The 20,864-nt window shown below is 71.6% G+C and carries 19 protein-coding genes; 15 read left to right on the forward strand and 4 right to left on the reverse strand.

Translation table 11 applies throughout. From position 1 onward, the window contains the following. Positions 1-4 precede the first annotated feature (4 nt). Positions 5-964 (forward strand): GNAT family N-acetyltransferase, encoded by a 960-nt coding sequence (locus tag ACIBH1_RS06330; protein WP_397312524.1) that lies wholly within the window; start codon positions 5-7, stop codon positions 962-964. On the opposite strand, the gene ACIBH1_RS06335 is transcribed toward ACIBH1_RS06330, so the two are convergent. Next, positions 954-1,301 carry a DUF6703 family protein gene (locus ACIBH1_RS06335; RefSeq protein WP_397312525.1) on the reverse strand — a complete coding sequence of 116 codons (348 nt, stop codon included), beginning with the start codon at positions 1,299-1,301 and terminating at the stop codon, positions 954-956. The genes ACIBH1_RS06330 and ACIBH1_RS06335 overlap by 11 nt on opposite strands. A gap of 214 nt (positions 1,302-1,515) precedes the next feature. On the opposite strand from ACIBH1_RS06335, the gene ACIBH1_RS06340 reads away from it, so the two are divergent. After that, positions 1,516-2,739, forward strand: coding sequence for a BtrH N-terminal domain-containing protein (locus ACIBH1_RS06340; protein ID WP_397312526.1), 1,224 nt, complete (start codon positions 1,516-1,518; stop codon positions 2,737-2,739). A gap of 9 nt (positions 2,740-2,748) precedes the next feature. Here the strand turns inward: ACIBH1_RS06340 and ACIBH1_RS06345 are convergent, their stop codons facing one another. Continuing rightward, the gene (locus tag ACIBH1_RS06345) at positions 2,749-5,013 is read right to left on the reverse strand and encodes an ATP-binding protein (RefSeq protein ID WP_397312527.1); all 2,265 of its coding nucleotides are present in this window, start codon (positions 5,011-5,013) and stop codon (positions 2,749-2,751) included. 121 nt (positions 5,014-5,134) lie between these two features. Between ACIBH1_RS06345 and ACIBH1_RS06350 the strand changes: the two genes are divergently transcribed. The 3 genes from ACIBH1_RS06350 (at position 5,135) to ACIBH1_RS06360 (ending at position 7,421) form a co-directional block, all read left to right on the forward strand. Beyond that, entirely contained in the window at positions 5,135-5,629 is a 495-nt protein-coding gene (locus ACIBH1_RS06350) for a hypothetical protein (RefSeq protein ID WP_397312528.1), read from the forward strand. 34 nt (positions 5,630-5,663) lie between these two features. Continuing rightward, positions 5,664-5,954, forward strand: coding sequence for an antibiotic biosynthesis monooxygenase family protein (locus ACIBH1_RS06355; RefSeq protein ID WP_181607997.1), 291 nt, complete (start codon positions 5,664-5,666; stop codon positions 5,952-5,954). Between the two features lie 81 nt (positions 5,955-6,035). Beyond that, positions 6,036-7,421 carry a glycine--tRNA ligase gene (locus ACIBH1_RS06360; RefSeq protein WP_397312529.1) on the forward strand — a complete coding sequence of 462 codons (1,386 nt, stop codon included), beginning with the start codon at positions 6,036-6,038 and terminating at the stop codon, positions 7,419-7,421. A 126-nt stretch (positions 7,422-7,547) separates the two neighbouring features. Here the strand turns inward: ACIBH1_RS06360 and ACIBH1_RS06365 are convergent, their stop codons facing one another. Beyond that, positions 7,548-8,492, reverse strand: a complete 945-nt coding sequence (locus tag ACIBH1_RS06365; protein WP_397312530.1) for a dienelactone hydrolase family protein — start codon at positions 8,490-8,492, stop codon at positions 7,548-7,550. A gap of 105 nt (positions 8,493-8,597) precedes the next feature. On the opposite strand from ACIBH1_RS06365, the gene ACIBH1_RS06370 reads away from it, so the two are divergent. Genes ACIBH1_RS06370 through ACIBH1_RS06400 form a run of 7 tightly spaced genes read left to right on the forward strand, consistent with a single transcriptional unit; the run spans position 8,598 to position 14,345 of the window. Beyond that, the gene (locus tag ACIBH1_RS06370) at positions 8,598-8,738 is read left to right on the forward strand and encodes a hypothetical protein (RefSeq protein WP_181607999.1); all 141 of its coding nucleotides are present in this window, start codon (positions 8,598-8,600) and stop codon (positions 8,736-8,738) included. Next, complete coding sequence (locus ACIBH1_RS06375; protein WP_397312531.1) at positions 8,735-9,712, forward strand: AAA family ATPase; 978 nt, start codon at positions 8,735-8,737, stop codon at positions 9,710-9,712. The genes ACIBH1_RS06370 and ACIBH1_RS06375 overlap by 4 nt, the downstream gene beginning before the upstream one ends. Next, positions 9,709-10,644 carry a DUF58 domain-containing protein gene (locus ACIBH1_RS06380; protein WP_397312533.1) on the forward strand — a complete coding sequence of 312 codons (936 nt, stop codon included), beginning with the start codon at positions 9,709-9,711 and terminating at the stop codon, positions 10,642-10,644. The genes ACIBH1_RS06375 and ACIBH1_RS06380 overlap by 4 nt, the downstream gene beginning before the upstream one ends. Next, on the forward strand, positions 10,641-11,582 hold the full coding sequence (locus ACIBH1_RS06385; RefSeq protein ID WP_397312534.1) for a VWA domain-containing protein: 942 nt from the start codon (positions 10,641-10,643) through the stop codon (positions 11,580-11,582). Before ACIBH1_RS06380 ends, ACIBH1_RS06385 begins: the two co-directional genes overlap by 4 nt. Before the next feature lie 8 nt (positions 11,583-11,590). Continuing rightward, a complete protein-coding gene (locus ACIBH1_RS06390) occupies positions 11,591-12,511 on the forward strand; it encodes a S1C family serine protease (RefSeq protein ID WP_397312535.1) in 921 nt (306 codons plus the stop codon). Positions 12,512-12,516: 5 nt separating this feature from the next. Then, complete coding sequence (locus tag ACIBH1_RS06395; RefSeq protein WP_397312537.1) at positions 12,517-13,179, forward strand: response regulator transcription factor; 663 nt, start codon at positions 12,517-12,519, stop codon at positions 13,177-13,179. Beyond that, a complete protein-coding gene (locus tag ACIBH1_RS06400; protein WP_397312538.1) occupies positions 13,176-14,345 on the forward strand; it encodes a sensor histidine kinase in 1,170 nt (389 codons plus the stop codon). The genes ACIBH1_RS06395 and ACIBH1_RS06400 overlap by 4 nt, the downstream gene beginning before the upstream one ends. A gap of 6 nt (positions 14,346-14,351) precedes the next feature. On the opposite strand, the gene ACIBH1_RS06405 is transcribed toward ACIBH1_RS06400, so the two are convergent. Next, positions 14,352-15,653, reverse strand: coding sequence for a cytochrome bc complex cytochrome b subunit (locus ACIBH1_RS06405; RefSeq protein WP_397312539.1), 1,302 nt, complete (start codon positions 15,651-15,653; stop codon positions 14,352-14,354). 204 nt (positions 15,654-15,857) lie between these two features. Here ACIBH1_RS06405 and ppdK point away from each other — a divergent pair, with 204 nt between their 5' ends. Genes ppdK through ACIBH1_RS06420 form a run of 3 tightly spaced genes read left to right on the forward strand, consistent with a single transcriptional unit; the run spans position 15,858 to position 20,832 of the window. Beyond that, a complete protein-coding gene (ppdK, locus tag ACIBH1_RS06410) occupies positions 15,858-18,470 on the forward strand; it encodes a pyruvate, phosphate dikinase (RefSeq protein WP_397312540.1) in 2,613 nt (870 codons plus the stop codon). Positions 18,471-18,493: 23 nt separating this feature from the next. Then, on the forward strand, positions 18,494-19,708 hold the full coding sequence (locus ACIBH1_RS06415; protein WP_397312542.1) for a deoxyguanosinetriphosphate triphosphohydrolase: 1,215 nt from the start codon (positions 18,494-18,496) through the stop codon (positions 19,706-19,708). Continuing rightward, positions 19,705-20,832 carry an NAD(P)/FAD-dependent oxidoreductase gene (locus ACIBH1_RS06420; RefSeq protein ID WP_397312543.1) on the forward strand — a complete coding sequence of 376 codons (1,128 nt, stop codon included), beginning with the start codon at positions 19,705-19,707 and terminating at the stop codon, positions 20,830-20,832. The genes ACIBH1_RS06415 and ACIBH1_RS06420 overlap by 4 nt, the downstream gene beginning before the upstream one ends. Positions 20,833-20,864: the final 32 nt, after the last annotated feature.

The raw sequence follows: 20,864 nt of genomic DNA on the forward strand, positions 1-20,864 counted from the left end.
CGGCATGTACCGCATCGCCGCCTTGACGCCCGAACGGATCCCCGCCTGGCACGAGGTCGTCGCCACCACAGCGGCGCACGACCTGCCCGGCGAGCCCCTGCCGACCCTGGAGCAGGTGCGCGCCCAGCTGACGACGGCCGGGCTCAACAGCCGCCGGGCGGGATGGCTGGCGCTCGCGCCCGGCGGAGACGCGGCGGGCGTGGCGGCACTGCGCCTGTTCGACGCGGAAGGGCAGTCGCACCTGTGCGAGCTCGAGGTGCACGTGCGACCGGAACGGCGGCGCGAGGGCGCGGGCTCGCTGCTGCTGGAGGCGGCCGTCTCCACCGCCGGTGACGAGGGGCGGCGCAGCATGATCGGCGTGGCCGCCGACCCCGGTCCCGGCACGGAGTTCTGCGCGGCACGCGGCTTCGACCGGGTGCTGACCTTCAGCAACCTGCTGCTCGACGTGGCCTTCGCCGACCTCGACGTGGCCACGCCCGAGGGCTACGAGGCCGTCATGTGGCAGGGCACGGTCCCCGGCGAGCTCGCCGAGGCCTTCGCGGTGGCCAAGAACGCCATGAACGACATGCCGACCGGCGAGATGGACTACGGCGTGCAGCGCTGGGACGCCGACCGCGTGCGCACGATGGCCGAGGTCCTGGCCGACCGCGGCGACACGCTGATGACCGTGGCGGCACGGCGCGGCGAGGAACTGGCCGGCTTCACCGAGATCGTCATCCGCGCGGGCGAGACCCGGCGCGCCCTGCAGTACGACACCGTGGTCGCGCCCGAGCACCGCGGCCACGGGCTCGGACTGTGGCTGAAGGCCGAGATGGTCGGATGGCTACGCGCCGAGCACCCCGGCATCGCCGAGGTCGAGACCGACAACGCCGACGACAACGCCCACATGCTCGCGGTGAACAACAAGCTCGGCTTCCGCCTGCACCGCCGCTCCAGTGAGTTCCAGCTCTCGCTCAGAAGCTGATCAGCCCGAAGCGGGTGGCGGCGACCAGCAGCAGGAAGGTGACCATCGCCACCCGCAGCAGCTTTCCGCCCGCCGTCAGCGACGGCCACGACAGGTACGCCAGCAGCCCGACGAAGGCGATCACCGGCAGCACCGCCAGACCGCCCAGCCAGCTCTGCACGGCGAAGCCGGCCAGCAGCAGCGCGACCATGACGACCGGCACGATCCACCGGGGCACCTGCGTGAACAGGTAGGCCATGGGGGTGGCGCTGCGCTGCTCGACCTTCTTGCGCAGACCGGTCGCGCCGGGGGTGAAGAACTGCTCGCCCGGAGGAAGAGTACGTTTCTGTGCGGCCACAGCCCGATGCTAGCGCCGGTCGGCGGTAGCATGGCGGTTACGGCGACACCCGCGCCGAACCGCCTCAGGCGGCCGTCCACGCCGGCCGCGGCGCCACGGCGGCAAAGGGGACCTGCGAGCCTCGGGACGAGCCTTCGATCGGCCTGACCGTTCAGGCGGACGGAGCCAGGCGGGCGTGGACCGCGGCTCCGCGACGCCGCGAAACGGATCAGGTGTGACAGACAAGAAGCAGCTCAAAGCACGCATCCGCGCCCGCATGGCCAAGACGGGCGAGAGCTACACCGCCGCCCGCCGCCACATCGTCGGCGCCGACGACGTCCCGCGCGACGGCTCCTGGGCCTTCCAGGGCGGCCGCCACCCCTACACCTCGGTCGTCGCCCGGCTCACCGGCGTCTCCGAGCCGCTCGTCTTCCTCGCCGGGGGCGGCATCGGGGCGGGCTACATCCTGTGGGAGTTCAAGCACCACGACACCGCCGTGCTCACCCTCGGCTTCCGCAACACCTGGCAGTACCACGACCGCTGGCTCGACCGCACGCTGGAGCGGCTCGACGTCTCCTACGACACCGAGCAGACGGGCGGCGCCAAGGGCGCGGCCAAGCGCCTGGCCCAGGAGCTCGACGCGGGACGGCCCTGCGTCGTCGTGCCCGACCAGCAGCGGATCGGCTACTGGCGGCTGCCGGCCTTCCTCGACGGGCACGGCGGGCACCCGGTCATCGCCTACGGCAGGGCCGGCGGCTTCATCAAGGTCGACGACCGGGGGCGGGCGCCCATCCTCGTCCCGGAGGAGCGCATGCAGGAGGCGCGCGGACGGGTCTCCTCCTACAAGAACGCCCTCTGGGTGATCGGCGAGGCCAAGCCCGACCTGGCGGCAGCCGTACGGGAAGGGTTGCGTGACTGCCACCGGCACCTGACGCAGAAGTCCGACTCCTTCTCGCTGCCCGCCTGGCGCAAGTGGGCGCGCACCATGACCGACGCCAAGCATGCCAAGGGCTGGCCGAAGGTCTTCGCCGACGGGCGCGGGCTGGCCGGGGCGCTGCTGTCGATCTGGGAGGGCGTCGAGCCGGTCGGCATCGACGGCGGCAACCTGCGCGACCTGTTCGCCGACGGGCTGTCGCAGGCCGCCGGGCTGCTGGGCGAGGAACGCCTCGCCGGGCTCGCGGCCGAGTTCACCCGGATCCACGGCATGTGGCACGAACTGGCGGAGGCGGCCGTGCCCGCCGAGGTGTACGGCAGGGCGCGCGAGCTGACGGCGGCGATCCGGCAGGCGGTGCTGGAGGAGGGCGAGGCAGGGGAGGCTGAGGCGGCCGAGTTGTGGGAGCTGCGCGCCCGCCTCGACGCCGAGCCCGCCGACGCCGACTTCGCCGACCTGGGGGCGCGCCTGCTGGCGATCCACGAGGCCGAGACGGCCGCCGTCGCCCGCCTCGGCGAGATCGTCTGAGGCACGCCTTCACGCGGTCGCGGTGCAGCGGCTGAGTGCCTCCTCCGTGGTGGCGGCGCGTCCGGCCGTCCACTGGGCGTCGTAGGCGTCACCCAGCCGCTCGCGTAGGCCCCGGACGGTGTCCTGCCACTCGAACTCGTCGTCGGCGTTGCGGCAGTCTCCCGTGGCGGTCCTGATGGCCGCGGCGTGGCCGAGCAGCCAGGCGGGCAGCTCGGCCTCGCCGAGGGCCGACAGCGCGTGGGCCAGCCCCTCCATCGAGCGGGCCAGCCCGCCCCTGTCGCCCACCGCGTGCCGTAGCGCCACCGCCCGCACGTGCAGCCCGGCCCCGCCCCGATGGTCGCCGCCGTGGTCGAGGATCCTGGCCAGGGCCTCCACCGCCCGCGCCTCGCCGCGCTCGTCGCCCAGCCCGCGGAACTCCTCGATGCTCTCGCGCGCCAGCGTCGCCGCCCTGTCCAGCGTCGAGGCGGTCTTGCGCAGCGCCAGCGCCAGGTTGACGCGCAGCAACGCCGTGTTCCACCGGTCGCCCAGCGCGATGAACCGCTCCAGGCTGCGCTCGAAGTGCTCGGCGGCGGCCTCGTGGTCTCCCTCGTCGAGCAGGATGTTGGCCAAGTTGTTGAACGAGGTCGCCACCCCCGGCGCGAAGCCGGCCGCCTCGAACATCTCCAGCGCCCTGCCGTGCGACTCCCGCGCGGAGGCCCGGTCGCCCTGGTCCCTGGCCAGGTTGCCCGCGGCCTTGAACGCCAGCCCGCGCACCACAGGCGGGCTCTCACCCGGCAGGTCCAGCGCCAGCTCCAGCCACCGGCGCCCCTCCGCGAGCCGCCCGTGCATCTCCCAGAACCGCCACAGCGCGCCGGTGATGCGCTGGGCGCGGGTCGCGTCGCCCAGCTCCAGGGCGTGCGCGATCGCCCTGCGCAGGTTGTCCTGCTCGTCGACCAGCAGGGCCAGCCAGTGCCGCTGCCCGGCCCCGATCAGCTCCCTGTCGCCCCGCTCGGCCAGATCGACGAACCAGTCGAGGTGACGCAGCCCCATCTCGGCGCTCTCGGCCGGGCCCAGGAGCTCGGCGGCGTACTCGCGCACCGTCTCCAGCAGCACGAACCGGGTGCCCGAGCGGTGGACCAGGCTGTTGTCGACCAGCGTGGCCAGGTCGTCGAGCTCGCAGCCGCAGATCTCCTCCACCGACTCCAGGGTCCAGCCGCCCGCGAACACCGACAACCTGGCGAGCAGCGCCCGCGCTCCCTCGTCGAGCAGACCGTGGCTCCAGTCGAGGGTGGCGCGCAGCCCGCCCTGGCGGTCGGAGCCGGGGCTGAGCAGCGCCAGCCTCCCGGTCAGGCGGCGCAGCAGCTCCTCGGACGTCAGCACCTTCATCCTGGCCGCCGCCAGCTCCAGCGCCAGCGGGAGCCCCTCCAGCCGGGCGCAGATCCGCGCCACGACCGCGGGGGAGGAGTCCTCCAGCCGCCAGCCGGGCCAGTGGGCGCGCACGCACTGCGAGAAGAGCGCCACGGCGGGGTTGGCGGCCAGCGCCGCCGTACTGGAGGAGGGATCGGGCGTGCGCAGCGGGCGGACCGCCACCTCGTGCCCGCCGCGCAGGCGCAGCGTGCGACGGCTGGTGACCAGGCACGTCAGCCCGGGACACTCGGCCAGCAGGCCGCCGAGGATCTCGGCCGCCCGATCGGCCAGATGCTCGAAGTTGTCGGCGACCAGCAGGCACTGCCGGCCGCGCAGGTGCTCGACCAGGCTGCGGGCCAGCGGGCCCGCGCCGTCGTCGCGCACGCCCGCCGCCTGCGCGACGGCGGCCAGCGCGAGTTCCGGGCTGCCCGCCGCCGTCAGGTCGGCGAAGAAGACGCCCTCGGGGAAGGCGGGCGACAGCCGCTGCGCGACCGCCAGGCACAGCCGGGTCTTGCCGACCCCGCCCAGGCCCGTGAGCGTCAGCAGCCGCACGTCCTGGCGCTCCAGCAGCTCGCAGATCGCGGCGATCTCGGCCTCGCGGCCGACGAGCGAGGTGAGCGGCGCGGGCAGCGACAGCACCGCCGACAGGGCCGGATCGGCGGCGCGTCCGCGCGCGGTGGCCTCGAACTGGGCGCGCACCGTGCCCGACAACTCCAGCGCGTCGGCCAGCAGCCGGGTGGTCTCCTTGCGCGCCGTGCGGTAGATGGCACGTTCCAGGTCGCTGATCGAGCGGGCGCTGACCGTGGAACGGTGGGCCAGCTCCTCCTGGGTGAGCCCGACGCTGACCCGCAACCGCCGTAACAGGTGCGCGAAGGACTCCTCGGCCATGCGCTCACGATAAGTCGCGGATGTTCCTGTGAGGGAGCTGTCAGCCGAACTTCATGGTCCACCAGGTCCGCCCTGCCTAGCGTCGAAGGCAGTCGAACACCGTCGACCAGGGAGGGAACCCATGATCCGCAAGCTCGTCCTCGCACTCGCCTCCGTCGCCCTCGTGCTGACCGCCGCCCCCGCCCACGCCTCCGCGAACACCGCGTCCACGGTTCGCCTGCGCACCCAGCAGATCGTGCGCTTCGACCAGCTCGCCGGCCAGCAGGCCTGGCGCGGCTCGGCGATGAACAGGGTCGCCGCCGCGGCCTGGTACTTCTACGACAACGGCACCTTCGCCTTCAACACCACCAACGTGCGCACCGACCTCTACCCCCTGCGCGGCAGGTACCAGGTCAGCGGCGACAAGGTCACCTTCTCCGCCAACAACTGGGTGCGCATCGGCGGCAGCAGCGCGTTCACCGAGATGATCGGCAGCATCGACTTCGGCTCCCGCCCGCCGGTGATGCGCCTCAACTGGGCCAGCGGAGCCGGCTACGGCGCCGTCGTCAACGACCGGCGCTTCGGCTCGACCGCCTCCTCCCACTATCAGGTGATCCTTACCGTGGCCCAGTTCTGAGGCCGCAGGGGAGATCGTCTGACATCCTGGAGTTGTGCTCGCCGTGATTCGCTACACCGTTCCAGAAGCGCAGTCCCAGGACTTCATGAAGCAGGGACAGCACATCATCGACACGCTCGCCGCCCAGCCGGGCTATCTCCGAGCCCGGCTGGCCCGCTCGGTCGACGAGCCGAACCTGTGGGCCCTGGTGAGTGAATGGGAGGGCGCGGGCTTCTACCGCCGCGCCCTGTCCGCCGCCCGAATGGCCATGTATCCCCTGATGATCTTGATGTTGAACGAGCCCAGCGCCTACGAGGATGTCTACGTACCCGGGCAAGACGAATAGTCGCGCGCGAGGTCGCGGGAGAGTCCCCTAAGCTTGGGTTTCATTCATCCTCCGACCTCCAGCCGGAAAGAGACTCAACCAATGGCACGCCGGACCGACGTCATGGACACCATCGTCAGCCTCGCCAAGCGCCGCGGGCTCGTTTACCCGTCGAGCGAGATCTACGGAGGCCTGCGGGCGTCGTGGGACTACGGTCCGCTCGGGGTCGAGCTCAAGAACAACGTCAAGCGCGAATGGTGGCGCTCGATGGTGCAGGGCCGCGACGACGTCGTCGGCCTCGACTCCTGCGTCATCCTGGCCCGCGAGGTCTGGCAGGCCAGCGGCCACGTCGAGACCTTCACCGACCCGCTGACCGAGTGCCAGTCCTGCCACAAGCGCTACCGCGCCGACCACCTCGTCGAGGCCTACGAGGAGAAGAACGGCAAGGCGCCCGAGAACGGCCTGGCCGACATCACCTGCCCCAACTGCGGCAACAAGGGTGCCTTCACCGAGCCCCGGCAGTTCAGCGGCCTGCTGAAGACCTACCTCGGCGCGGTCGAGGACGAGACCGGCCTGGCCTACCTGCGCCCCGAGACCGCCCAGGGCATCTTCATCAACTACCTCAACGTGCAGCAGTCGGCGCGCAAGAAGGTGCCCTTCGGCATCGGCCAGATCGGCAAGTCCTTCCGCAACGAGATCACGCCGGGCAACTTCATCTTCCGCACCCGCGAGTTCGAGCAGATGGAGATGGAGTTCTTCGTCAAGCCCGGCACCGACGAGGAATGGCACCAGTACTGGATCGACGAGCGGTTCCGCTGGTACTCCGACCTGGGCATCAACAAGGACAACCTGCGCCTGTACGAACACCCGCAGGAGAAGCTGTCCCACTACTCCAAGCGCACCGTCGACATCGAGTACCGCTTCAACTTCACCGGCTCCGAGTGGGGTGAGCTCGAAGGCATCGCCAACCGCACCGACTTCGACCTCACCGCCCACGGCAAGGCCTCCGGCGTCGACCTGTCGTTCTTCGAGCAGGAGTCGGGCGAACGCTTCGTGCCGTTCGTCATCGAGCCCGCGGCCGGCGTCGACCGCGCCACGCTGACCTTCCTGCTCGACGCCTACACCGAGGACGAGGCGCCCAACTCCAAGGGCGTCATGGAGAAGCGCACCGTGATGCGCCTCGACCACCGCCTGGCCCCGGTCAAGGTGGCGGTGCTGCCGCTCAGCCGCAACGCCGACCTGTCGCCCAAGGCCCGCGACCTGGCCGCCCAGCTGCGCAAGCGCTGGAACGTCGAGTTCGACGACGCCGGCGCCATCGGGCGTCGTTACCGCCGCCAGGACGAGATCGGCACGCCGTTCTGCATCACCGTCGACTTCGACACGCTCGAGGACCACGCGGTGACGGTGCGGGAGCGCGACTCGATGGGGCAGCAGCGCATCGCCCTCGACCAGGTCGAGCCCTACCTCCGCCAGCACCTCAACGACTGACCGCCTTCCCGCGAACGGCCCCCTTCCCGGGGGCCGTTCCCGTTTCGGGGGTACGGCGCGGCGGATGCGGCGGCGAGGCGTCCGACCCGGCCGTTCTACGCCAGGTGGGTGGCGAACCGGGCCGTTTTACGCCAGGTGGGTGGCGAACCAGGCCGTCACCTTCTCCCACGCCTCGGACGCCGCCTGCGGGTTGTAGCGCTGGCCCGTGTCGTTGAAGAACGCGTGCCCCGCCCCCGCGAACGTGGCGATCTCGTGCGTGAGCCCCGCCTTCTCCAGTGCCGCCCGTGCCGCGTCGCGGGTGGCGTTGACCCGGTCGTCCTGCTCGGCGTAGACACCCAGCACGGCCGCCCGGGTGCCGGTGAAGTCGGCGGCGTCGGGCAGCGGCCCGTAGAAGGGCGCGGCGGCGGCCAGGCGCGGTTCGTCGCTCGCCAGCAGCAACCACGTCATGCCCCCGCCGAAGCAGAAGCCGATCATCCCGAGCTTCGCCTCCTCGGCCCGGTTGGCGATCTCGCCGAGAGCGGCCTTCATGTCGGCCACGAACTGCTGCGGCTGGATCTCGCCGAGCTTGGCGGTGGCCTGGGCGGTGTCGGGGAAGGCCTCGGTGCCGCCGTCGCGGGAGAGCAGGTCGAGCGCGAGCGCCGAGTAGCCCGCCGCGGCCAGCCGTCCGGCCACCGAGCGCGTGTGGTCGTTGAGTCCGCGGTTCTCGTGGATGACGAGGACGGCCCCCTTGGGCTCGGCCGCCTCGGCCCAGGCGCCGCGCAGCGTGCTGCCTTCCGGCCCGGCGAAGGTGATCGCCTCGGTGGGCAGCGGGCTCGGCCCGGCGGGGGAGCCGGTGGGGCTCGGCGCGGCGGTGGAGGCGGTGGTCGCGGGGGTGGCCGCCGAGCCGGTCGGGGCCGCTGTGGTCGTGGCGCTCTCCTCCGGCGCGCCGCAGGCCGCCAGCAGGGCGGTGGCCGCGGGCAGGCCGAGCCCGAGCAGGGCCAGTCTCCGCAGCGCTTCGCGGCGCGGGATGAGCCCTTCGACGTGATCGAGGGCGACTTCCTCGGCGAGGTAGCGGTGGAAGGGTGACATCATGTCCGGACCCTGCGCCCGAACACCGAAAAATCGCATAAAGGACGGCGTTACGCCTGTTTTCGCGGTGACTTGATGACATGTCGTGAAACCTGAGGAAGGGATTTCATGGCACGCATCTGGAAGAGCGCCGCAGCGCTGCTCGTGTTCGCCGGGACGGCCGTCGCCGCCACCGGCAGCGCCGTGGCCGAGCCTTACGAGCCCTATGACCTGGTGATCGTCGTGGACGACTGCCCGGAGCAGCCATGACGGACGCGCAGACCCTCGAGAAGGCCCTGTTCGAAGTCAAACGAGTCATCGTCGGCCAGGACCACCTGGTGGAGCGGCTGCTCGTGGCCGTCCTCGCCCGGGGCCACTGCCTGCTCGAAGGAGTCCCCGGCATCGCCAAGACCCTCGCCGCCGAGACGGTGGCGCGGGTCATCGGCGGGACGTTCCACCGCATCCAGTTCACCCCCGACCTGGTGCCCGCCGACATCGTGGGCACCCGCATCTACCGGCCCTCGACCGAGACCTTCGACATCGAGCTCGGCCCGGTCATGGCCAACCTCGTGCTCGCCGACGAGATCAACAGGGCGCCCGCCAAGGTGCAGTCGGCGCTCCTGGAGATCATGGCCGAGCACCAGGTCAGCATCGGCGGGGTCACCCACCGCGTGCCCGACCCGTTCCTGGTGCTGGCCACGCAGAACCCGATCGAGTCCGAAGGCGTCTACCACCTGCCCGAGGCGCAGCGCGACCGCTTCCTGATGAAGGTCGAGGTGGGCTATCCCAGCGAGTCGGAGGAGCTGGCGATCGTCTACCGGATGAGCGTCGACCGGCCGGTGGCCGCACGCGTGCTCGACCCCGTCACGGTCGTCGGGCTGCAGCGGGCGGCCGACCGCGTCTTCGTGCACCACGCCATCGCGGAGTACGCCGTGCGGCTGGTGTACGCCACCCGCGAGCCGTCCAGGTACGGCGTGCAGGACCTCGACCGGTTGCTCGCCTTTGGCGCCTCGCCCAGGGCCACGCTCGGCCTGCTCGCCGCGGGCCGGGCGCTGGCGCTGCTGCGCGGGCGCGAATACGTCCTGCCCGACGACGTGCGGGACCTGGCCCACGACGTGATGGCCCACCGGCTCGTGCTCACCTTCGACGCCCTGGCCGACGCCGTCTCCCCGAGGGAGATCGTCGACCGGGTGCTCGCCGCGGTGCCGCTGCCGGTCATCGCGCCCCAGCAGGAGGCCGCATGAGGTCCTACCTGGCCGCCGAGCCCGCGCTGCGCAGGCTCGAACTGGTCGTCACCCGGCGGCTCGACGGGCTGCTGCAGGGCGAGCACCTGGGGCTGCTGCCCGGACCGGGGAGCGAGCCCGGCGAGGCTCGCGCCTACGTGGCGGGCGACGACGTGCGGCGCATGGACTGGAACGTCACCGCGCGCTCCGCCGAGCCGTACGTGCGTGACCCGATCGCCGACCGCGAGCTGGAGATCTGGGTCCTGCTCGACGCCACCGCCAGCATGGACTTCGGGACCGCCCGGATGGAGAAGCGCGACCTGGCCCTGGCGGCGGTCGCCTCCGTCGGGTTCCTGACCCAGCGGCTCGGCAACAGGATCGGTGCGCACCTGCTGCACTCCTCGCTGTCGGTCGTGCCCGCCAGGACCGGCAGGGCCCACCTGATGGCGTTGCTGCAGCGGGTCTTCTCGCTGCCCAGGCAGAGCTCGTCGGTTCCGGGCCTGGGCGCCGCCCTGGAGCGGCTGTCACGCACGCTCGTACGGCGGGGCGTCGTGGTCGTCGTCTCCGACTTCCTCGACCCGCCCGAGGGCTGGGAGCGGGCGCTGCGGCGCCTGGCCGTGCGCCACCAGGTGCTGGCCGTCGAGGTCGTCGACCCCAGGGAGCTGACGCTGCCGGACGTGGGCCTGCTGACGCTGGTCGACCCCGAGAGCGGGCGGCGCAGGGAGGTCTCCACCGCCAGCGGACGGCTGCGGCGGCGCTACGCCGAAGCCGCCGCGGAGCAGCGGGAGGGCATCGCGTCGGCGCTGCGCGGCGCCGGGGCCTCGCACCTGCGGCTGCGCACCGACCGTGACTGGGTGCGCGACCTCGTCCAGCACGTGCTGCGCCACCGCCGCCTCGCCAGGGCGGCCGCCGTACCCGCCCAGAGACCGCCGGGCGGGGGTGAGGTGGCATGACGCTGCTGTCGCCGGTCTGGCTGCTGCTGCTCGTGCCCGTGGCCCTCATCGCGGTCACCTACGTCGTCATGTCGCTGCGGCGCAGCGCCTACGCGGTGCGTTTCAGCAACCTGGACCTGCTCGACAAGGTGGCGCCCAGGCGTCCGGGCTGGCGGCGGCACCTGCCCGCCGCGGCGCTGCTGGGCATGTTCGTCGTCATGGTCGTCGGCTTCGCCCGGCCCACGGCGGAGGTCCAGGTGCCCAGGGAACGGGCGACCATCATGGTGGCGTTCGACGTGTCCGCCTCCATGGACGCGACCGACGTCGCCCCCGACCGCTTCACGGTGGCGCGGGAGGCGGCCAGGCAGTTCGTCCAGGGGCTGCCGGAACGCTTCAACCTGGGCCTGGTGTCCTTCTCGGGCCAGGCCTCCGTGGCGGTGCCGCCCACCACCGACCGCCGGCCGGTGCTCGACGCGCTGGAGCGGCTGACGACCGCGTCAGGGACGGCGATCGGCGAGGCGGTCTTCCAGTCGCTGCAGGCGATCGAGCAGGTCGACACGCAGGACGAGCCGGTTCCCGCGCACATCGTGCTGCTGTCCGACGGCGCCAACACCTCGGGCAGGACCGTGACCGACGCCGCCCAGGAGGCGGCCTCGCGCGGGGTGCCGGTGACGACGATCGCGTACGGCACGCAGGAAGGGGTGATCGAGGTCCAGGGACGGGAGATCCCGGTGCCGGTGGACGGCCCGGCGCTGCGGACGCTGGCCGAGACCGCGGGCGGCGGGTTCTACGAGGCCGCCAGCGGCGGCGAGCTGCAGGCGGTCTACGACGACATCGGCAGCTCGGTCGGGTATCGGACGGAGCGGCAGGAGATCTGGATGTGGTTCGTCGCCGCGGGCCTGGTGCTGGCGGCGCTCGCCGCGGCGGGCTCGATGCTGTGGTTCTCGAGGCTGCCATGACCGGGCCCATGACCGGGCCGACGAGCGGGCCGACGAGCGGGCCGACCGGCGGGGCGACTGGCCGGCCGATCGGTGTGTCGAGGCCGCGAGGGCTCGGGGAGCCGCGCGGGCCGGAGTTCGTCGCCGGTGAGCTCGGCCCGCCGCCCGTCCCGGTGCCCGTCGCCGGGCCGCCCGGGGCGGCGGCCGGAGCGCGCCGGGCGCCCTCGCGCCTTCTGGGCACCGTGCTCGTGGCGGCGCTGGCGGGCGGGCTCGCGGGCGCCGGGGGAGCCTACCTGGCCGCTCCACCCGCCGAAGGGACAGCCGCCCAGTCCCTGCCCAGGGCCGCGCCGCTCCCGTCGCAGAGCGCGCAAGGCCTCAGCGCCACGGCGGCGCGGGTGCTGCCCAGCGTGGTGTCGGTCACCGTCGGCCGGGGCGGCGGCTCCGGCTTCGTGATCGACGCCGCCGGGCACGTGCTGACCAACGCCCATGTGGTGAGCGGCGAGAGCCGGGTGACGGTGATCCTGGAGGACGGCAGCAGGCGCGCCGCGAACGTCCTGGGCGTCGACGAGGGCGAGGACCTGGCCGTCCTGGAGCTCGCCGACGCCGCCGGGCTCACGCCCGCCGCCCTGGGCCGCTCGTCCGACCTGCGGGTGGGGGAGCAGGTGCTGGCCATCGGCTCGCCGCTGGGCCTGTCGGGCACGGTCACCGGCGGCATCGTCAGCGCCCTCGACCGTGAGGTACGGCTCGGCGGCACCAGGAAGACGGCCGTCCAGACCGACGCCTCCATCAACCCGGGCAACTCCGGCGGCCCGCTCGTCAACGCCAGGGGTGAGGTCGTCGGCGTCAACACCGCGATCGCCTCCAGCAGGGGCGGAGGGAACATCGGGATCGGCTTCGCGATTCCCATCGACCGGGCGGCCCCCATCGCCGAGAGAATCATCAGAAACTAGGAAATATGCGCTTGCTGGTGGTGGAGGACGAGGAAGACCTCGTCGACGCGCTGCGTGTCGGCCTGGTCCGCGCCGGATACGCCGTGGACGTCGCCTTCGACGCCCCGACGGCGCACGAGAAACTCGAGGTCAACTCCTACGACCTCGTCCTGCTCGACCTCAACCTGCCGGGCGGCGACGGATTCCAGCTGTGCCGTACGGCCCGCGCGGGCGGCAGCGGCGTGCGGATCATCATGGTCACCGCCCGCGACCGCCTGGACGACCGGGTCAGGGGCCTGGACGAAGGCGCGGACGACTACCTGGTCAAGCCGTTCGCCTTCCCCGAGCTGCTGGCCCGGGTCCGGGCGCTGCTGCGCCGCGACATCGGCGGGACCTCGGTGCTGGAGGTGGGCGAGCTGCGCCTCGACACCGCGCGCATGGAGGTCTCGCTGGGCGGCCGGTCGCTGGCGCTGACGCCCAAGGAGTACGGGGTGCTGCACTACCTGATGACCCGGCCCGGCCACGTCGTCTCCTCCGAGGAGCTGCTGGAGCACGTGTGGGACGAGCACACCGACCCGTTCACCAACACCGTGCGGGTGACGGTCGGCAACCTGCGGCGCAAACTGCAGACCGAGGGGCTGATCGAGACCGTGATCAGCCGCGGCTACCGGCTGAAGGAGCCCGCATGATCCACACGGTCCGGTTCCGGCTCACGGTGCTCTACTCCACGCTCGTCTTCGGCCTGGCCGCGCTCATCCTCGGCGGCATCTACCTGGCCGTCTCCAATCTCACCGACGCCCGGCCGTACTCCGCCGAATACGCCAAGATCGTCAATCGTGCCGGCCAGGTGATCGACAAGCAGCAGGTCGTCCGGCTCACCGAGGTCGACAACGCGGTGCGCGTGAGCACGCTGTCCTCGCTGCGCGACTACAGCCTGGGCATGCTCGGCGGCCTGTTCCTGGCGAGCCTGGCGATCGGCTGGATCCTGTCGGGCCGGGTGCTCAGGCCGGTCGCGGCCATCACCCGCGCCGCCGCCGAGATCCAGGCCACCGACCTGTCGCGGCGCATCGCCCTCGACGGCCCCCGCGACGAGCTGCGCGACCTGGCCGACACCGTCGACACCATGCTCGACCGCCTCGAATCGGCCTTCACCGCGCAGCGCCAGCTCATCGACGACGCCTCCCACGAGCTGCGCAGCCCGCTGTCGATCATCCGCGCCAACGTCGACGCCGTGCTGGCCTCGCCCGAGGCGACCGAGGCGGAACGCGAGCGCGCCGTCGCCATCGTCGACCGGGCCACCACCCGCATGACCCGCCTGGTCGAGGACCTGCTGGCCACCGCGCGCCGCCAGGGCACCGCCTTCGCCGACGCCGACCTGGACCTGGCCCGCGTCGCCGACGAGGCGGCCGAGGAGTTCACCGCCGTCGCCGCCGAGCGCGCGGTCACGATCCGCCGCCTGCTCGCCTCCGACCTGGTCATGTCGGGCGACCACGACGCTTTGCGCCGCGCCGTGGCCAACCTGCTGTCCAACGCGGTACGGCTCTCGCCGGGCGGCGGGGTCGTCGAGGTCGTCGCGGGACGCAGGGAGTCGTGGCTCTGGGTCGCGGTCAGGGACGCCGGCCCCGGCATCTCCGACGCCGACCAGCCGCGCGTCTTCGACAGGTTCTGGCGCGGCGAGGCCAGCCGCCGGGACCGGCACACCGGGCTCGGCCTGGCCATCGTGCGGCAGATCGTGGAGTCGCACGGGGGACGGGTGCGGGTCTTCTCCAGGCTCGGCGCCGGGAGCACCTTCGTGTTGTGGCTCCCGGCGCGTGAGGGGGCGGCCTCGGCTCCGCCCGGGCTCAACCCCCTCTGAGCCTGGTCAGGCCGATCTGCGGCGGCAGAAGGCCAGCGTCACCGCGTAGGCGATCGGCGGCAGCACGAAGATCGCGATCCGCAGGCCGTACGTGATGATCGTCAGGGTCTCGTGGCTGACGGCGACCAGCGGCGTGTAGTGCATCATCGGCACGTTGAACCAGGTCGCGGCCCAGGCGATCGTGAAGAACGTGATCACCGCGACGCCGAGCGCGGCCCGGTGCGGCATCTCGGAGGGCCGGTCGTTGAGGTGGTGCGTGCGCCGGTCGCCGGTCAGGCGGCGCTCGATGAACGGGTAGAGGAACAACACCGTGAAGAACCCGGCCAGCACGAGCATCGGCACGAGCAACCCGATGTCGATCGGTCCCAGATGCCAGGCGGGCATCAGCCGCAGCAGGCCGTCGAGCACTCCGGAGTACCAGAACGGCTGGGCGGCGATCGGGTGCGACGACATCGTGTAGGCGCCGCTCATCCACACCGGGTTGACCGTGACGAACGTGGCCAGAGCGGTGATGACGGTGAAGGTGCCGAGCGAGGTGATGCCCTGCTTGACGGAGAAGTAGGGGAAGAACGGGCCGCCGGTGACGCGGCGCTCGTCGGAGCTCCGCGCGCGGCGCTCGGTGTGCTTCTGCCGCCACGTGAGCACCAGCGCGTGCAGCGGCACGATGGCCAGCAGGATGCCGGGCACCAGCAGCACGTGGGCGACGAACAGGCGAGGGATGACGTCGCCGGGGAAGGCGCCGCCGAACACCAGGGCCGACAGGTACGTGCCGACCAGCGGGATCGCCATCAGGAGGCTGTCGGCCTGGCGCAGTCCCGCGAAGGCGACGTTGTCGGCGGGCAGCGAGAAGCCCAGGAACGACTCGAACAGCGCCAGCGCGAACAGCAGGACGCCCAGCATCCACGTCAGCTCGCGCGGGCGGCGGAAGGCGCCGGTGAAGAAGACCCGCAGCATGTGCAGCACGATCGAAAGCACGAAGATCGTCGCCGACCAGTGGTGCATCTGGCGCATCAGCATGCCGCCGCGCACCTCGATGGTGAGTTCGGTGACGCTCGCGTAGGCGAACTCGGGGGTGGCTTGGTAGAAGAACGTCAGGAAGGTGCCGGTGAGCACCAGCATCACGAAGGAGTAGAGCGCGAACTCGCCCAGGAGGAACGACCAGTGGCTGGGGAAGAGCTTGCGCAGATTGGGCCGGAGCCAGCGGCCCAGACCGAGGCGGTCGTCGAGGTAACGTGCGCCGCCGGCGGCCGCGTGCGCTGAGCCCGCGGCTAATCGCTCGCGACGGCCTGGCTTCGTCGGCGTGGTCATGAGACCGATTGTGCGCCTCCCGCCGTAGTTGTTCAAGAATTGGTTTACACCAATTGGTCTAATCCAATTCTTGTGCATTGGATTAGACCTTATGGAGCGTGTTGACCTGCGAAAACGGGAAGTTAACGGTTGGGTGCAGTTTCTTTATCTTTTGTGTCGGTAGAGTCCGGGCAGAGTCGTGGAAATTCCCCAGAAGGAGCGCTCGTGGCCAAGTTTGTTTACGACTTCACCGAGGGCAACAAGGATCTCAAGGACCTCCTCGGAGGAAAGGGCGCCAACCTTGCCGAGATGACGAACCTGGGCCTGCCCGTGCCTCCGGGCTTCACGATCACCACGGAGGCGTGCCGCCACTACCTGGCGCACGGTGATCTTCCAGAAGGCCTGAACGACGAGATCGACGCGCACCTGGCCGCCCTGGAGGAGCGGATGGGCAGGCGGCTCGGCCAGGCCGACGACCCGCTGCTCGTCAGCGTGCGGTCGGGGGCCAAGTTCTCGATGCCCGGAATGATGGACACCGTCCTGAACATCGGGCTCAACGACGAATCGGTCCACGGCCTGGCCAAGCAGGCCGGAGGGAACGAGCGCTTCGCCTGGGACTCCTACCGGCGGCTCATCCAGATGTTCGGCAAGACCGTGCTCGGCGTCGAGGGCTTCGAGGAGGCGCTCGACGAGCTCAAGGGCTCCCGGCAGGACACCGACCTCACCGTCGACGAGCTGCGGGAACTGGTGCGGACCTACAAGCGGCTGGCCCCCGGCTTCCCCAGCGACCCGCGCGAGCAGATGCGCATGGCCATCATGGCCGTCTTCGACTCGTGGAACTCCGAGCGCGCCGTGCTCTACCGGCGCCAGGAGCGCATCCCCGCCGACCTGGGCACCGCGGTCAACATCTGCTCCATGGTCTTCGGCAACTGCGGCGACGACTCCGGCACCGGCGTCGCCTTCACCCGCGACCCCGCCTCCGGCCGCCAGGGCGTCTACGGCGACTACCTGTCCAACGCCCAGGGCGAGGACGTCGTGGCCGGCATCCGCAACACCATCTCGCTGCAGGAGCTGGAGGAGCTCGACAAGGGCGCCTACGACGAGCTCATGGCGATCATGGCCACGCTGGAGAACCACTACCGCGACCTGTGCGACATCGAGTTCACCGTCGAGCGCGGCAAGCTCTGGATGCTGCAGACCCGCGTCGGCAAGCGCACGGCCGCCGCCGCCTTCCGCATCGCCACCCAGCTCGTCGACCAGGGCCTCATCGACCTCGACGAGGCGCTGCGCCGCGTCAACGGCGACCAGCTCGCCCAGCTGATGTTCCCCCGCTTCGCCAAGGACGCCGACCGCAAGCTCGTCACCAAGGGCATGAACGCCTCGCCCGGCGCCGCCGTCGGCAAGGCCGTCTTCTCCTCCGAACGCGCCGTCGAGCTGGCCGCCAAGGGCGAGGACGTCATCCTCGTGCGCCGCGAGACCACCCCCGACGACCTGTCCGGCATGATCGCCGCCAAGGGCATCCTGACCTCGCGCGGCGGCAAGACCTCGCACGCCGCCGTCGTCGCCCGCGGCATGGGCAAGACCTGCGTCTGCGGCGCCGAGGAGCTGGAGGTCTCGATCTCGGACAAGCGGTTCACCGGCCCCGACGGGGTGGAGGTCGGCGAGGGCGACCTGATCTCCATCGACGGCAGCACCGGCGAGGTGTTCCTGGGCGAGGTGCCGGTGGTCGACTCGGCGGTGGTCGAGTACTTCGAGCGAGGCGAGCTCTCCGACGAGCTCGTGACCGCGGTCGACCGGATCATGCGCCACGCCGACTCCAAGCGCGCGCTGGGCGTGCGGGCCAACGCCGACACGCCCGAGGACGCCTCGCGCGCCAGGCGGTTCGGGGCCGAGGGCATCGGGCTGTGCCGTACGGAGCACATGTTCCTGGGGGACCGGCGGCAGCTGGTCGAGGACCTGGTGCTCGCCACGGACCGGGAGGAGCGGCAGGCGGCGCTGGACGCGCTGGAGCCGCTGCAGCAAGCCGACTTCACCGGGATTTTTCAGGCTATGGAGGGATTGCCGGTCACCATCCGGCTCATCGACCCGCCCCTGCACGAGTTCCTGCCCGACATCATCGACCTGTCGATCAAGGTCGCCGCGGGCGACGCCACCGACAAGGACCGCGAGCTGCTGGCCGCCGTCAAGAGACTGCACGAGCAGAACCCCATGCTGGGCTTGCGCGGCGTACGGCTCGGCCTGGTCATCCCCGGCCTCTTCGCCATGCAGGTGCGCGCCATCGCCGAGGCGGCCAAGCAGGTGCCAGGAGCACGCGCCGAGATCATGATCCCGCTCGTCGGCGCAGTCCAGGAGCTGGAGGCCGTCCGCGAGGAAGCCGCTAAGATCCTCTCGGACGCGGGTGTCGAAGCACTGATCGGCACCATGATCGAGGTGCCGCGCGCCGCCCTCACCGCCGGGCAGATCGCCGAGGCGGCGCAGTTCTTCTCCTTCGGCACCAACGACCTCACCCAGATGACCTGGGGCTTCTCGCGCGACGACGTCGAGGCCGCGTTCTTCTCCCGCTACCTGGAGCTCGGCATCTTCGGCGTCTCCCCGTTCGAGACCCTCGACCGTGACGGCGTCGGCCGGCTGGTGCGTATCGCCGCCGAGGAAGGCCGCAAGGCCCGGCCCGACCTCAAGCTCGGCATCTGCGGCGAGCACGGCGGCGACCCCGACTCGGTGCACTTCTGCCACGAGGTGGGGCTCGACTACGTCTCCTGCTCGCCGTTCCGCATCCCGGTCGCCCGCCTGGAAGCCGGCCGTGCGGCCCTGGAAACCGGGGGTTCAGACACGCGCTGACCTGGTGGTGTAGACAGTCCTTCATGGCATACACCGAACACGACCAGGCCAGGTGGGTTCCGGAGCCCGGCAACCCCGAGCGCGGCGTGTTCGAACGCGACCGCGCCCGGGTCCTGCACAGCGCCGCGCTGCGCCGCCTGGCCGCCAAGACGCAGGTCGTCGGCCCCGCCGAGTCCCTCGGCGCGGGCCAGCACCAGCCTCGCACCCGGCTGACCCACTCCCTGGAGTGCGCCCAGGTCGGACGCGAGATGGGCGCCAGGCTCGGCGTCGACCCCGACCTCGTCGAGACCGCATGCCTCGCCCACGACCTGGGCCACCCGCCCTTCGGCCACAACGGCGAGACCGCGCTCGACGAGCTCGCCTCCGGATGCGGCGGCTTCGAGGGCAACGCCCAGAGCCTGCGGCTGCTCACCCGCCTCGAAGCCAAGGTGCTCACCGAGGACGGGCGCAGCGCCGGGCTCAACCTGACCAGGGCGGCGCTCGACGCCTCCACCAAGTACCCGTGGCCGCGCTCGGGACCGGGCAAGTTCGGCGTCTACGACGACGACCTTCCCGTGTTCGAGTGGATGAGGGAGGGCATCGCCGGGCGCGGCGTCAGCTTCGAGGCGCAGATCATGGACTGGGCCGACGACGTCGCCTACTCCGTGCACGACCTCGAGGACGCGCTGCACGCCGGCCACGTCGACGTGCAGGCGCTGCGCTCGCCCGCCGAACGCGCCGCCGTCTGCGAGACCACCCGGGTCCACTACGCGCCCGACGCCACGCTCGCCGAGCTCGAGGAGGCCTTCACCGGGCTGGTCGCGCTGACCGCCTGGCCACGCCGCTTCGAGGCCACCCTCGCCGACCTGGCCGGGCTCAAGGCCCTCACCAGCGGCCTCATCGGCCGCTTCTGCCGGGCCGCCCAGGAGGCCACCCAGCAGTCGTACGGCAGGCGCCACCGCGCCCGGCTCGTCGTCCCCCGCGCCGCCAGGCTGGAGTGCGCCGTCCTCAAGGGCGTCACCGCCCACTACGTCATGAACCGCGACGACCACCACGCCACCCAGGCCCGCCAGCGCGAACTCATCCAGGAACTGGCCGCCGCCCTCACCCTGGGCGCGCCACACACCCTCGAACCGGCCTTCCGCCCCGCTTTCCGTCACGCCGTCGACGACGCCGCCAGAACCCGCGTCATCATCGACCAACTCGCCTCCCTGACCGACACCTCCGCGACCGCCTGGCATCGGAGAATGAGGCTATGACCACCTACGTAATCGTCGGAGGCGGGCTGGCAGGGGCCAAGGCCGCGCAGACCCTCCGCGAGGAGGGCTTCGACGGCTCGATCGTCCTCATCGGAGCCGAGCACGAGCGCCCCTACGAGAGGCCCCCGCTGTCCAAGGGATACCTCCAGGGCAAGAGCGAGCGCGAGAAGATCTTCGTCCATCCGGCGGACTGGTACTCCACCAAGGACATCGAGCTGCGGCTCGGCACCGAAGCCGTCGGCCTCGACCTCGACGCCCACACGCTGACGCTGTCGGACGGCTCGCTCCAGCCGTACGACAAACTGCTCCTGGCCACCGGCGCCACCCCGCGCAGCCTGCCGGGACCCGGGCTCGTCCTGCGCACCGTCGGCGACAGCGAGGCGCTCAAGGAGCGCTTCGCCGCCCAGGGCCGCGTCGCCGTCGTCGGCGCCGGCTGGATCGGCCTGGAGACCGCGGCCGCCGCGCGCCAGGCCGGATGCGAGGTGACCGTCATCGAGCCCGCGCCCACGCCGCTGCACGCCGTCCTCGGCGCCGAACTGGGCGAGGTCTTCGCCGGCGTGCACCGCCGCAACGGCGTCGACCTGCGCCTCGGCACCGGCGTCGCCGAGGTCGTCGAGTCCGGCGTACGGCTCGACGACGGATCCCTCGTCGAGGCCGACACCGTCGTCGTCGGGATCGGGGCGGCTCCCAACGTGTCACTCGCCCGGTCGGCCGGACTCCACGTCGAGTCGGGCATCGTGTGCGACGCCTCGCTGCGCAGCTCCCACCCGGACGTGTTCGCCGCCGGAGACGTCGCCGAGCCGTACAACCCGCTGTACGGCCGGCACCTGCGGGTCGAGCACTGGGCGAACGCGCTCAACGGCGGGCCGGCGGCGGCGCGGGCGATGCTGGGGCAGGAGGTCGTCTACGACCGGGTGCCGTACTTCTACACCGACCAGTTCGAGCTCGGGATGGAGTTCTCGGGCGACACCACCGGCTACGACGAGGTGGTTTACGACGGGGCGGTGGAGAAGCTGGAGTTCGTGTGTTACTGGAAGCGGGAGGGGCGGGTGATCGCCGGGATGAACGTCAACGTGTGGGACGTGGTCGGCGACATCCAGCAGCTCATCCGGGGGACGTCGTAGGGGACCAGTAGGCCAGGGGACCAGGGGGCCGC

It is taken from the genome of Nonomuraea sp. NPDC050663 (assembly GCF_044456985.1).
In the GTDB taxonomy this organism is placed as follows: Bacteria; Actinomycetota; Actinomycetes; order Streptosporangiales; family Streptosporangiaceae; genus Nonomuraea.